A 408-nucleotide genomic window follows, 5' to 3' on the forward strand; every position below is an offset into this window, starting at 1 on the left:
GCGCAGGCGTTCTTGAAACAAAAGATACCAATAATTATTATCCTTTTGGGTTGAATCATATCGGGGGATCTAATGCTTCTAATTTCGGAAGCTTGTATTCTTACAAATACAACGGAAAAGAGCTTCAGGAAACAGGAATGTATGATTTTGGAGCGAGAATGTATATGCCGGATCTTGGAAGATGGGGTGTGGTAGATGCCTTGGCAGAACAGATGAGAAGATATTCTCCTTATAATTATGCGTTTAATAATCCAATCAACTATATAGATCCTGATGGAAACAGTCCGAGGGATACCTATGGAGAACATTCTGCCTTTAATGGAGATTTTGATCCAAACTCTACGTTATCGAGTTATAATGGAATGGGAAGTTCAAGTGCTCATGGAATGTATTTCGCTCAGGATGCTG

Annotated in this window: 1 protein-coding gene; it reads left to right on the top strand. The window is 39.2% G+C overall.

Annotated elements, in window-relative coordinates:
* A partial coding sequence (locus ABEG63_RS21550; protein WP_346587493.1) for an RHS repeat-associated core domain-containing protein occupies positions 1-408 on the top strand: 408 nt, incomplete at both ends.

Origin of the sequence: Chryseobacterium sp. C39-AII1 (genome assembly GCF_039672645.1) — a bacterium.
Lineage (GTDB): Bacteria > Bacteroidota > Bacteroidia > Flavobacteriales > Weeksellaceae > Chryseobacterium.